This is a genomic window from Hamadaea flava, from assembly GCF_024172085.1.
GTDB lineage: Bacteria > Actinomycetota > Actinomycetes > Mycobacteriales > Micromonosporaceae > Hamadaea > Hamadaea flava.
Map to the genome: position 1 here is coordinate 8,152,880 of NZ_JAMZDZ010000001.1, position 12,847 is coordinate 8,165,726.

At 72.3% G+C, this 12,847-nt stretch carries 10 protein-coding genes; 3 read left to right on the forward strand and 7 right to left on the reverse strand.

The genetic code is table 11. The features are described from left to right. Nucleotides 1-60: 60 nt before the first annotated feature. The 4 genes from HDA40_RS38065 to HDA40_RS38080 form a co-directional block, all read right to left on the reverse strand. Nucleotides 61-288, reverse strand: coding sequence for a CsbD family protein (locus HDA40_RS38065; RefSeq protein ID WP_253762863.1), 228 nt, complete (start codon nt 286-288; stop codon nt 61-63). Between the two features lie 57 nt (nt 289-345). Continuing rightward, nucleotides 346-1,056: an SMI1/KNR4 family protein gene (locus tag HDA40_RS38070; protein ID WP_253762865.1), complete on the reverse strand. Its 711-nt coding sequence runs from the start codon at nt 1,054-1,056 to the stop codon at nt 346-348. 173 nt (nt 1,057-1,229) lie between these two features. Continuing rightward, entirely contained in the window at nt 1,230-3,614 is a 2,385-nt protein-coding gene (locus HDA40_RS38075; RefSeq protein ID WP_253762866.1) for an ABC transporter permease, read from the reverse strand. Beyond that, complete coding sequence (locus HDA40_RS38080; RefSeq protein WP_253762867.1) at nt 3,611-4,348, reverse strand: ABC transporter ATP-binding protein; 738 nt, start codon at nt 4,346-4,348, stop codon at nt 3,611-3,613. The genes HDA40_RS38075 and HDA40_RS38080 overlap by 4 nt, the downstream gene beginning before the upstream one ends. A gap of 110 nt (nt 4,349-4,458) precedes the next feature. Here HDA40_RS38080 and HDA40_RS38085 point away from each other — a divergent pair, with 110 nt between their 5' ends. Beyond that, a complete protein-coding gene (locus tag HDA40_RS38085; RefSeq protein WP_253762868.1) occupies nt 4,459-5,682 on the forward strand; it encodes a sensor histidine kinase in 1,224 nt (407 codons plus the stop codon). 2 nt (nt 5,683-5,684) lie between these two features. Next, complete coding sequence (locus tag HDA40_RS38090) at nt 5,685-6,320, forward strand: response regulator (RefSeq protein ID WP_253763946.1); 636 nt, start codon at nt 5,685-5,687, stop codon at nt 6,318-6,320. A gap of 77 nt (nt 6,321-6,397) precedes the next feature. Here HDA40_RS38090 and HDA40_RS38095 read toward each other — a convergent pair whose 3' ends face one another. Then, complete coding sequence (locus HDA40_RS38095; RefSeq protein WP_253762870.1) at nt 6,398-6,991, reverse strand: hypothetical protein; 594 nt, start codon at nt 6,989-6,991, stop codon at nt 6,398-6,400. A gap of 195 nt (nt 6,992-7,186) precedes the next feature. On the opposite strand from HDA40_RS38095, the gene HDA40_RS38100 reads away from it, so the two are divergent. Continuing rightward, nucleotides 7,187-10,690, forward strand: coding sequence for a discoidin domain-containing protein (locus HDA40_RS38100; RefSeq protein ID WP_253762872.1), 3,504 nt, complete (start codon nt 7,187-7,189; stop codon nt 10,688-10,690). Nucleotides 10,691-10,730: 40 nt separating this feature from the next. Here the strand turns inward: HDA40_RS38100 and HDA40_RS38105 are convergent, their stop codons facing one another. Both HDA40_RS38105 and HDA40_RS38110 read right to left on the reverse strand, forming a co-directional pair. Next, the gene (locus HDA40_RS38105; protein ID WP_253762874.1) at nt 10,731-11,837 is read right to left on the reverse strand and encodes a DNA glycosylase AlkZ-like family protein; all 1,107 of its coding nucleotides are present in this window, start codon (nt 11,835-11,837) and stop codon (nt 10,731-10,733) included. Nucleotides 11,838-11,863: 26 nt separating this feature from the next. Beyond that, a complete protein-coding gene (locus HDA40_RS38110) occupies nt 11,864-12,829 on the reverse strand; it encodes an ArsR/SmtB family transcription factor (protein WP_253762876.1) in 966 nt (321 codons plus the stop codon). Nucleotides 12,830-12,847: the final 18 nt, after the last annotated feature.

The following is a 12,847-nucleotide window of genomic DNA, read 5'->3' on the forward strand; positions in this document are numbered from 1 at the left end:
CGACAAAGGCGGTGGACCCCGGGTCTCGGGGTCCACCGCCGTCAGTCGTGGGGGCTGGGGTTACCTCGCCGAACGGTCCTCGTCGGCCTGGTTCTCGTCCGCTCGGTCGCCATCGCGGCCGCGCAGGGTGTCGCGAATGTCGTCACCGGCCTGGCCGAGCTTCGCCTTGGCCTGCTCGGCCAGGCCCTCGGCTTGGAGGCTGTGGTTGTCGGTCGCGTCGCCGACCTTCTCCTTGGCCTTGCCGATCAGCTCTTCGGCCTTGTGCTTGGCGTTGTCCACGGTTCCCATGAAGTGCTCCTTCCTGAGTGCTCCCGGTACGGGGGATATGCCCTCGGAAGGCGCGCGCTAATCGTCGTATGGATCACGCGCGGCGACGTCGCGCAGCCACTCCGGCCGGATGCCCACCGCATCGGTCCGCTCGCCCCATTCGCAGGCGGGTCCGGCGTACTCGTCGATGTCGAGGGTCGAGGTCGCCGGGTCGGCCGCGTACCGCTCGAGGTCGTCGGCGTACCGCAGGAGCAGTTCCGTCCACGAGGGAGCGAGCACGTCCCACGTGGTGCACTCCGGGTCGACGCGGAACACCTGACCAGGCGTGCCGCCCTGGGGCGGGTCGAGGTCGAGCAGCCACCACACGTCGCCGTTCATGGTCCCGACGGGCACCCGGCTCTCGGCGGTCAAGGTCGGCCGCACCGGCCCGCTCACCCGGATCGACTTGTCATCGATCTGGTACGCCAGCACGCCGGGGTCGGTCCAGAGCGGATCGTCGTCGGAGCCGTCGCGCCACATCCGAGTCGCCTCGACGATCTCGGCCGCCGGGTAGAGCAGGTCGAGCGGGACGGCGCTGGGCTTGGCCCACTCGGTCCCGTCGTGGACGCGCAGGCTCGCCCGGAAGTCGGGCGGCAGCGGCAGTCCCAGGGCCGCCTCGACCGCGTCGATCTCCGCCTCGGTCGCGGGCGGCCGCAGCGTCGGCACCGTCTCCGGCAGTACGCGAGCCAGGGCGGCCTCGATCCGCGCCCATGCCTCGGTGACGATCTGGTCAGCGTCGGGATGTGTCACGACGGGCAGTCTAGGCCGGGTCTGGCCGGGTCGCCGTTCGCGCATCCGAGCCGGGGATGGCGGCCCGGGGGACGGCAGGCCGCCCATCCCGCGCCGAGCCGGGGATGGCGCGCCACGGACGGCGAGCCGGCCCGGGGATGGCGAACCTTCGCCGGCCCGCCATCTCCGGCGTACTAGGCCGGGCGGCGCGACAGGGCCGGCAGCCCGGCGGAGAACACCGCGAGGACCAGGCATGCCCCGACGGTCGCGGCCAGCGTGCCCCACGGGATCGTCATCGGCACCGGGGCGCCGATCTGGGCCGACAGCCCTCGGGCCAGCGCCGCCAACGCGGCCAGGGCGACGCCGAGGCCGAGCCCGCCGCCCACGAGCACGACGGCCGACGTCTCGGCGCTCAGCATCCCGAGCACCTGGGTCCGGGTCGCGCCGGACAGCCGCAGCAGGCGCAGATCCGCCGCCCGGGCCGCGCTCGCCATGATCATGGTGTTGACCACCGCGAGCAGCCCGAAGCCGGCCGAGACGCCGATCAGGATCACCGTGAACACCCACACCAACCGGTCGTCCTCGTCAGCGTCGGCGCGCGCGTACGCCGACCCGGTGAGTTCCCGCGCGCCGAGCCCGCCCAGCTCACTGCCGACCTGATTCCGGAAGACGGCGGTCGTCAACGCCGACGGGTCCAGCACCCGGACGACGGTCCGATCGAGCAGGATGCCCGCCGGAGTCGGGCCGTCACTCAGCACCGCCGCCACCAGCACCGAATACCGCCGCCCGTCCGTGGCGGTCACCGGATACGAGCCGCCGAGCGTCCACCCTTCCTGGTCGGCGAACGCGGTCGTGATCGCTGCCACGAGGGATGCCTCGCCGGCCGCCGGTCGATGGATCGCGGGCAGGTCGCCCGTTCCGACGGTGAACAGCGTGTCCTCGGCAGGGCTGATCCCCGCTGCGGGCAACGGCTCCGGCCCGGCGTACAAGAAGGTGGGCAATGTGGACAGTCCACCGGCCGCGGTGACGGCGGCATCGGACAGACCCGGCGTGCCGGCGGGCACCACGACGGCGGCCGCTCCGGCGTCGGTGACCCGCCCGATGCCGTAGGCGGCGGTGGAGGTCTTCACCATGCCGCCGACCAGCACGGCGAAGGCCACGCAGAGCAGGATCGGCGCGGCCGTCGAGGCGGTACGCCGAGCGGCGGTGCGGGTGTGCTGGCGGACCAGGAGCGCTGTCGCGCCCCGGCCCCGCGCGAACGGGGCGGTCAGCAGCCGGACGGCGGGCGGCAGGATCGCCGGAGCGAGCAGGCTGCCCGCCGTCGTCAACGCCATCGCCGCGTACAAGGCGTAGGAGCCGAGATCGGGCCCGGACGCGCCGGTGGCGGCGACACCGAAGAGCACCGCGACGGCGAGTGCGGCCAGTCCGGCCAGCCACCGCAAGCGGCTCATCGGCCGATCGTCCAATGCGGACTCACGCAGCGCGTCGAGCGGGCTGACCCGGGCCGCCCGCCACGCGGCGGCGACCGCTCCGGCCAGCGCGACCAGTACTCCGGCAGCGAGCGCCGCGAGCGGAACCCACAGCCGGTACGCGACCGTGAACGTCGGCGGCTCGAACCCGGTACGCACCAGCCATCGCGCGACCGGGGCTGTCACCGCCAGCCCCACCGGTACGCCGGCCAGCCCACCGGCGAGTCCGAGGAGCAGCACCTCAGCGCGGATCATCCGGCGGACCTGCCGGGGCAGTGCGCCCAGCAGCCGGAGCAGGGCGAGTTCCCGATGCCGGCGACGGGTCGCGAAGGCGAACGCGGACGCGACGATGAACACGGAGACGAAGGCCGCCAACACCGAGACGGCCAGCAGGACCTGCAGACCGATCCAGCGCGTACGCGCGTCGGCAGGCGGTTCCACGGCGGCCCGCCCGTCGCCGTGCAGCACCTGACCGTCCCCGCCGACCAGCGCCGCCACTGCTTCGAGGTCGACGGCTTTCGTGGTGAGCAGGCCGATGAGGCGTACGCCGCTTGCCCGGTCGCGGGCCAGTTCGTCGCTCACCCAGAGCCCTGGGCCGTCGGCCGTCCCCGAAACGGTGAACGTCTCCGGACCTCGGGCGGTCAGGAGAGTCACCGCCGACCCGGGCGCGATCCCGAGCCCGCTGTCCACGACGGCCTCGGCCGAGCCGGCGGGGGCGCGTCCTTCGCGGAGGGCGTACCCGCCGAGGGCGGCGGCCGACCAGCCGGACGCGTCTTGGGCGTCGCCGGTCGGCACTCCGTTCTGCATCAGTTGGGCGTAGAACCGATGCTCGGCGATGGTGGTGCGTACGCCGTCGATCCGGCTCAACCGGGCGGCCAACGCGTCGGCGTCCTCGGCGGACCATGGCCGCGACTCGGTGAACGCCTCCGGATCGGCCGGCGGGATCGGGCGTACGAGCACGGGTGCGGCTGCGTACCGGCCGGGCGAGACGGGGTGAGCCGAGGCGAGCAGCAGCCCGCAGATCGTGAGCACGGCGACGGCGATGGTGAGAGTGAGCACGGTGCCGAGCAGGCTGCGCCACCGCTGCCGCAATGAGGCCAGCGCGATCATGCCCGCACCGCCCCCTGGACGAGCCGGGCCGCGATCTGCGCGGGACCGGAGCCGGTGATCTCGTCGACGAGCCGCCCGTCGGCCAGCACGAGGACGCGATCGGCGGCCGCCGCCGCGACCGGATCGTGGGTCACCATCACGACCGTCTGATCGTGGGTGTCGACCAGGCGTCGCAGCGCGGCCAGGACGACGCCGGAGCTGACGCTGTCCAGCGCGCCGGTCGGTTCGTCGGCGTACAGGACGGCCGGGCGGGTGATCAGGGCCCGGGCCAGCGCCACCCGCTGCTGCTCACCGCCGGAGAGCTGGGCCGGATAGTGCCCGGCCCGGTCGGCCAGCCCCACTTCGGTGAGCGCGCGGGTCACCTCGGCCGGGTCGAGGGCGTGCCGGGCCAGCCGGTGCGGCAGCCCCACGTTCTGCGCGGCGGTCAGCGCGCCGACCAGGTTGTACGCCTGGAACACGAACCCGATCCGGTCGCGCCGCAGCAGCGTACGGGCGTGTTCGGACAGCCCGGCCAGCTCGGTGTCGCCGACGGTGATCGTGCCGCTGTCGGCGGTGTCGAGGCCGGCGGCACAGTGCAGCAGCGTCGACTTGCCCGAACCGGAGGCGCCCATGACGGCGGTGAAGCTGCCCGCCGTGAACTCGGCGCTCACCCCGTCGAGCGCCGTCACCGTGGCGGAGCCGGTTCCATACGTCTTGCGGACCGCCGTCAAGCGGACCGTCACCGTGGATGTCATGACCACACTCCACCGTGCGCGGGGTGTTCGGCGCACTGGTGCGTGAGCGAGGATCAGGACTACACCCAGCACTACTGTGCCCGGTGTTTACGCAGGTTAGGGTTCGTGCCGTGAACCCTCGCACCGCCCTGGCCGCCGCCGCCTCGCCGCCGTGGCGACTGGCGCGCTCGGTCTGGCCCTGGCGATCGCTGGCCTACCTGCTGACCGGGCTCGTCCCGGCCGCCCTGCCGCTGGCGCTGCTGGCCGGCATCGAGCTGCTGCGGCCGGAGTTGACCGCGCTGGTCGGCCTGCTGTTGGTGGCGCTGGTGATCGTGGCGGCCGCCGGTCCGGTGCTGGCCGGGTTCGAGCGGTGGCGGTTGCGCCTGGTCGACGCCCGGCCGCTGCCCGCCCGGCCGCCGCTCCGGCTCGCCGAGCCCGGTCTGTGGCGCGAGCTCGGGTACGCCGTCCTCGGCGCCTGCGTCGCCTGGTGCCTCGACCTGGCCGTCATCGGGCTGTCGCTGTTCCCGCCGTTGCTGCTGCTGTCGGCCCCGCTCCAGCCCTCGGACGCGTCAGCCGAGCTGTCGGCTGCCCCGGCGATGCGGACGGTCCTGTTCGTCGCCGGGCTGATCCTGCTGCCGCTGACGGCGTACCCGATCACGGCCTGGGCCGGGGCCCGGGCGGCGATCGCCCGCGCGGTGCTGGCCCCGGCCGACCCCGACCTGGCCGATGAACTCGTCGAGGTGATGCGATCGCGCGTACGCCTCGTCGACGCATTCGACTCCGAACGGCGGCGCATCGAACGCGACCTGCACGACGGCGCGCAGCAACGACTCGTCGCGCTGAGCATGACGCTCGGTCTGACCCGCTTGCGGCTCGCCGACGACCATCCGGCTGCCGCCCTGCTCGATCAGGCCCGGGAGCAGACCGCCCAGGCCCAGGCCGAGCTGCGCGAGCTGATCCGGGGCGTGCATCCGCAGATCCTCAGCGACCGCGGGCTGGCCGCCGCGTTGCGCGACGTGGCGGGGCGCTCGCCTGTCCCGGTCGACCTGCAGCTTCGGCTGGATGGGCGGTTGCCCGCCCCGGTGGAGATCACGGCGTACTTCGCGGTGTCGGAGGCGTTGACGAACCTGGCACGGCACAGCGGCGCGTCGGCCGGGGTGGTGGCGGCGTCGGTGCACGGCGGCCGCCTCGTGGTGGAGGTCTCCGACGACGGGACCGGCGGAGCCGACCCGGACCGGGGCACCGGCCTGACCGGGCTGGCCGACCGCGCGGCCACCGTCGGCGGGCGGCTGCTGCTGGCCAGCCCGGCCGGTGGCCCGACCCTGCTGCGGGTGGAGCTGCCGTGCGAGCGCTGACGATCGTGCTCGCCGAGGACTCCGTGCTCTTGCGCGAAGGACTCACCAGCCTGTTGCGGCACTTCGGGCACGACGTCGTGGCCGCGGTCGGCGACGCCGACGCGTTGCGCCGCGAGGCGGTGGATCGGCTGCCGGACGTCGTCGTCACCGACGTGCGCATGCCGCCCGGGTTCAGCGACGAAGGACTCCGCGCCGCGTTGGCTCTGCGCGCCGAGCGGCCCGAGCTGCCGATCCTGGTGCTCAGCCAATACGTCGAGCAGACGTACGCGACCGAGCTGATCGACGCGGGCCGGGCGGCGGGCACCGGTTACCTGCTCAAGGACCGGGTCGGCGAGGTGGCCGAGTTCGTCGACGCGCTCGCCCGGGTCGCCGACGGCCACACCGTCATCGACCCGGAGGTGGTCCGCCAACTGCTGGACCGCCGCCGCGACCCGGTACGCCGCTTGACGCCCCGGGAACGGGAGGTGCTGGGCCTGGTCGCCGAAGGCCGGTCCAACGCGGCCATCGCCCGTCGCCTCGTCGTGACCGAAGCCGCCGTCGCCAAGCACATCGCCGGGATCCTGACCAAACTCGACCTGCCGCCGGACGCCGACGACCACCGCCGGGTGCTCGCCGTGCTCGCGTACCTGCGCGCCTGATCCGGCGGAGTGCGTGGCCCGGGGCTCAGCCCGTGAACGGCGGCTGAGGGCCCGGCCGGCGAACCGCGGCGACACGGTCAGCCGGGGAACGGTGGCAGGACGGCGAAGCGCGGGTCCACTGTGACCTGAGCGGCCAGCTGTGCCATCACTTGCCGGACCCGGGTCAGCGGATGCTGTGGGAACTGCGGGTCGTACGCCGGGCTGTCCGCCACGTGCGAGGGCAGGCCGCCGTCGCCGTCGGGACCGTACGGGTGGGGATGGAAGTACGCCGTCGGCCCGACCTGGGCCATTACGAGCGCTTCCCGCATGCCGGTCGTGCCCTCTTCAGCGGCCTGGACGCGCAGCACGGCGCTGCATCGGGACTTGGGCAGGATGTAGCTGCCCAGGAATGCCTGTCCGTGCTCCTGATGCTGCAGCTTCACCTTCACGACCTGGCGCAGGGCGGGCTGCCCGCCCAACGGCACGACGTCGGCCTCGATCAGCGCTCCACCTTGCTGCGCGGCCAACCTCGCCAGCCCGCGCCGCAGCGACGGCAGGTCGTGCAGCGGGGCCGGCAGATCCGGCACGAGTCCGAAGAAGACGGGCTGGACGATGATGCGCTCGCCGTTGGCCCAGGTGTCTTCGGCGACGGGTGCGAAGCCGGGCAGGAGGAACTGCTGAAAGGGGTGCATGCGACGGGATGCTGCCAGATCTTGGCCCGCCGCCGTGCACGGGCCGCCCTTGACATGTGGACGTAGGTCTATCATTCTCTGCGAGAGAGCGCTCTCCAGCATGATCCACCGGTTTCCCGACCGGTCGTCCCCGCACGCCCCGGCGGACGGCAGCGACGCCGCCGCCGGGCGTACCCGCACCCCGGGAGATGCCCAATGAGCCTCCGCCCAGGTCTGCTCCGCCCGCACCGCAAACGTCCACGTTGGATGCTGCTCGCCGCTTCCGCCGTGCTCGTCTCGGCCACCTCGCTGATCGGCGCGGCCCAGCCCGGTCACGCCGCCTCCGTCCTGCTGTCGCAGGGCAAGCCCGCCACCGCGTCCACGGCCGAGAACGCCGGAACCGCCGCCGGCGCCGCAGTCGACGGCGACGCCGGAACCCGATGGTCCAGCGCGTTCAGCGATCCCCAGTGGATCCAGGTCGACCTCGGCGCCACCGCCACGATCGACCAGGTGATCCTGCGCTGGGAGACGGCGTACGCGACCGCGTTCCAGATCCAGGTGTCGGCCGACGCGGCGACTTGGACCTCGATCTACTCGACCACCAGCGGCACCGGGGGCACCCAGACCCTCGTGGTCTCCGGCACGGGCCGCTACGTCCGCATGTACGGCACCGTCCGGGCCACCGGCTACGGCTATTCGCTGTGGGAGTTCCAGGTCTACGGCGCGTCCGGCTCCGCCAGCTGCGGCACCACGAACGCCGCGCTCAACAGGCCCGCGACCACGTCGTCCACGGAGAACGCCGGCACCCCGGCGTCGGCCGCCGTCGACGGCAACACCGGCACGCGCTGGTCGAGCGCGGCCAGCGACCCGCAATGGCTCCAGGTCGACCTCGGTTCGCCGCAGAACATCTGCAAGGTCGGGCTGAGCTGGGAAGCGGCGTACGCGACCGCGTTCCAGGTCCAGGTGTCGGCCGACGCCGCGACGTGGACCTCGATCTACTCGACGGCCACCGGCACCGGCGGCTCCCAGAGCCTCACCGTCACCGGCACCGGCCGCTACCTCCGGATGTACGGCACGGCCCGGGGCACCGGCTACGGATATTCGCTGTGGGAGTTCACGGTGAACACCACCGGCGGCGGGGACGGCGGCGGGGGCGTCTCCGGCCCGATCATCTCCCAGTACGCCTCGGTGAAGGCGTCCTCCTACGAGGGCGGCAACGCCCCGGCCGCCGCGCTCGACGGGCGTACCACGACCCGGTGGTCCAGCGCGTTCGGCAGCGATCCGCAGTGGATCCAGGTCGACCTCGGCGGCACCGCGTCGATCACCGGCGTCGTGCTCAACTGGGAGTCGGCGTACGCGTCGGCGTACCGGGTGGACGTGTCGGCCGACACCACGACATGGTCGACGATCTACTCCACGACCAGCGGGCACGGGGGCATCGAGAATCTCGGCATCACCGGGACCGGCCGCTACATCCGGATGTACGGCACGGCTCGGGCGACCGGCTACGGCTACTCGCTGTGGGAGTTCGAAGTGCACGGCTCGGTCGACACCAGCGCCACGACGCCGCCGATGTTGTCCGGCCCGACGAAGCCGCCCGCGACCACCGGTCAGTTCGCGCTGTCCGCCCCCGCCGACACGGCGATGATCACCACCACCCGGCGGCCGGCGTTCAGCTGGGCGGCGGTGTCCGGTGCGGTGCGGTACCAGGTCTGGATCAACCTCAGCCGGACCGACTACGACTTCAGCGCCACCGGCAACCTGCTGGACCTGTACACCAAGGTCGCCGAACCGACCGGGACCGGCTACACCCCGAACTGGGACCTGCCCGACCGGTGGACCTACAAGTGGTACGTCACCTCGGTGTCCGGCAGCGGCGCGACCACCACGTCGGCCATCCGGGCGTTCAGCGTCTACGTTCCCGTGCTCGCCTCCGGCGACGGCGTGAGCATCGTCAACGGCAGCCGGGATCTCAACAAGAACGGCACGATCGAGCCGTACGAGGACTGGCGTCAACCCGTCGCGACCCGGGTCAACGATCTCCTGTCACGAATGACGGTGACGGAGAAGGCGTACCAGATGTTCTACAACGCCCAGACGTTCCCGCAGTCGGGCTGGCACTTCGGGCCGGCGCAGGCCCCGGATCTGGACTCCTACCTGCGGGCCTCGGCCGTGACGCGGCTGGGCATTCCGTTCATCTCGGCCGGGGACACCATCCACGGCTACCAGACCACGTATCCGACGCAGAGCGCGCTGGCCGCGAACCGCGACTACCTGCTCGACTACAAACTCGGCGACGTGCAGCGTCGCGAGCAGCTCGAAGTCGGCACCCGCGGCGTCCTCGGCCCGCTGGCCGAGGTCGGCACGAAGGTGATCTACCCGCGGATCCAAGAAGGCAACGGGGAGAACGCCGACGTGGCCGCCGCCCAGGTGCGGGCACTGGTCGCCGGCTTGCAGGGCGGCCCGGAGCTGAACCCGAAGTCGGTGCTGGCGACGGTCAAACACTGGCCCGGCGAAGGTGCGGGCGGCGAGGCCGGCATCACCTACGACGCCGTCACCATCAAGTACCACATGATCCCGTTCCGGGCCGCGATCGAGGCCGGGGCGGTCAACATCATGCCCGGGTACGCCGGAAGCTCCTTCCTGGACCCGGGCGGCCCCGGTGCGGGCAACAGCGCGCCGATCCTGAATTACCTGCGGACCAACCTCGGCTACACCGGGCTGATCACGACGGACTGGCTGCCCGCCGGGGATCCGTGGATCTCCGCCGCCAACGCCGGGTCGGACGTGATGGGCGGGGCTGACCCGGGAGCGACCGGCTTCTCCATGGCCACGTTCACCTCCAGCGTCGCCGCGAGCCGCATCGACGACGCCGTACGCCGAATCCTGGCCTTGAAGTTCAAGCTGGGCCTGTTCGAGAACGCGTACGGGGACCCCGTGAACGGGCCGTACCGGATGCACCAGCCCGCGTACGCGCAGCTGGCCAACCAGGCCGCCCGGGAGTCGATGACCCTGCTGAAGAACACCGGCGCGGTCCTTCCCGTACGCCTGAACGCCGGGGACAACGTCGTCGTCGCCGGCGCACGGGCGGCTGACGGGTTGGCGTGCTGCGTCTGGACCAGCTACTTCCACCAGGAATACGGCTCGATGACGTTCTTCGACGCCATCAAGGCCAGGGGTGCGGCCGCCGGGATCAACGTCTACAAGGACACGGCGACCGCGCCGAAACTGGCGATCGTGGCCGTCGGCGAACCTTCCTACACACATGCCACCGCATGGGCGAAGGAACAGCCGTACCTCCCGGCCGACCAGGTGGCGCTGATCCAGAACTTCAAGAACCAAGGGATCCCGGTCGTCGTCCTGCTCGTCCTGCCCCGGCCGTATGTGATCACCGACTGGAACGGCCTGGCCGACGCCATCGTGGTCACCTATCGGGGCGGCGAGGAGATGGGGCCGGCCGCGGCGAGCCTGCTCTTCGGCGACTACACGCCGCGCGGCAAGCTGCCGTGGCAACTGCCGCGCACCCTGGATCAGGTGCTCAAGCCCGGCGGCACCGATGTGCTCGCCGACGCCAACGAGCACTGGGACGTGCCCTACGACCTCGGCGCGAGCGCTGCCGAAGTGGCCTCCATCCGCACCTACATCAACAACGGGCAGACGGTGCCGACGACCTTCGGCAACCCGCTCTACCCCTACGGAGCCGGCCTCCAAGGCTGGTGACGCTCGTCGGGGCCGGGCCACACGGTCCGGCCCCGCCGGGTCACTCGTCGGGAAGGTCGAGGGCCAGGCGCAGGAAGCGGGCGAGGTCTTCGATCTCGTGCCGGACTTCGGCCGACAGCTTCTTGCCGAACGGAACGTCCTGGTGGACCGCGTCCACCCGGAGGACGCCGCGTTTGTGGTCGGCGGTGGCGTCGACCTTGCCGACGAGCCGGTCGCCGTGCAGGATCGGCAGCGCGAAGTAGCCCCAGCGCCGTTTCGCCACGGGCTTGTACATCTCCAGTTGGTACTCGTACTCGAAGAGCTCGGTCATCCGCTTGCGGTCGTAGACCAGCCGGTCCAGCGGCGACAGCAGCGCCGTCCGGCCCTCGAAGGGCCGCCCGAGCTGCTCCGGGTCGACCCGCCACTTGCCGCGGACGCCCTCGATCACGGCCGGCTCACCGGCCTCGGCGACGTCGTTCGGCTCGATCTGGTGCTCGGTCGACTTGCCGCGTGCGATGCCCAGCGAGCGCAGTCGCTTGTCGTCGCGCAGGTGACGCGCCTCGTCGCGGGGGACGGCCCGATCGTCCGGGTAGATCCGCTCGGCCAGGTCCCACAGCCGCTCCCGGCCTTGCCGTCCGGCGGTCGCTACCTCGCCGCGCCGCTCCATGAACTCCAGCAGCCGCATGACGTTCTTGTCGTTCGTCCAGCCGCTGGACTGCCATGGCAGCACACAGGTGTCCGGGATCTCGCGCGCGGCCAGCGGTCCGTCGGACCGCAGCCGATCGAGGATGTCCAACCGGCAGCCCCGATTCGCGTCGATCCAGTCCCGCACATACTCCTGCCAGTCGCGCAACGGCTCCGGTCCCGGCCAGACCGCCATGTCCGCGCGGTACAGCGCGAGGTCCTCGCGCGGCCGGATCATCCCGAACACCTCGACCAGCGTCTGATTGCCCAGGTCCGTCTCCAGGTCTTTCGACTGGTACGCCATGGCGCCGAGCCTGCTCCACAACACGAGATCGGCGTTGGGCGCGACGGCGGCGGTGAGATCGACCTGCAGCAGGGTCAGCTGCCGGACCACGTCCACCAGATCGTCGGGCCGGGGCCGGTCGAGCAGCTGGGCGCGTACGGCGATGCGGCGCGCCTCCTGGCGGGACAGCTCGTGGACCATTCGCCCAGCCTAGGCCCCACGTATGACTAATCTCCGCCGCCGGCCAGGCGGCGCCCCAGCTCGGTGATCACATGCAGGACGTGTCTGCCCAGCGGGCGGGCCCGCAACAAGCCTGCCTGCCGCAGGACCGTCGCGTGCTCGCTCGCACTCGACAACGAGATCCCGGCGTATCTCGCGAGGTCGCCGGTGGTGCAGCCGTGGGGATGGCGCAGCGCCGCCCGGAGCACGGCCGCCCGGGTCGCGCCGACCAGCGCGGTCAGGTTCCCCGGCGTCGCCCCGTGATGGCGGTCCGCCGAATGGTCGATGGGGTAGACGAGCACGGGCGGCCGATCCGCCGCGCGCAGGGTCACCGGCGTACGCCAGCAGAAGTACGACGGCAGCAACACGAGACCCCGACCGCCGAGGTGCAGGTCCCGATCCTCCGGGTACGCCACCCGCAGCACCGGCGGCTCCCAGCGTACGGCGGGATGCAGGGTCGCCAGCAGCCGGCGGACGCCGCCGTCGGCCATCGCCCGGGCCCGGATCGCGCGCTCGGCGGCGACGTGACCGCAGACGGAAGGCCACACCGCGGCGAGCGCGGCGTCGAAGTACTCCCGCATCGCCTCGGTCAGCCCGCGCATCGCCGCCGCGTCGCCGTCGGCCAGCTTCCGCACCCAGCCCGGCGGCGGCCGATGCGCCTGCATCCAGCCGAGATCGGCGTGGACGAGGTCGAGCGACGTCCGCCGGACCGCTTCGAGGCTCGCTTCGATGTCGCGTACGCCGGCGGTCGGGGTCAGGAAGTCGGGGGAGTATCCGGTCGGCGGGGCCAGCCGCAGCAGCGTCCGCATCGGCGGGGTGAGTCGTGATCGCGTACGCCGCCGCCAGGACCGGAGCACCGGTGGCCCGCCGCCGGTCACCTGGTGCTGGCTCAGCAGCGCCTCCCACAGCGGATCGGCGCCGGGTGCCAGCCGCACCCCGCCCAGATCGGCGTCGGTGAAATGAATGCGCAGCATCGCGCCGCGGAATCTATC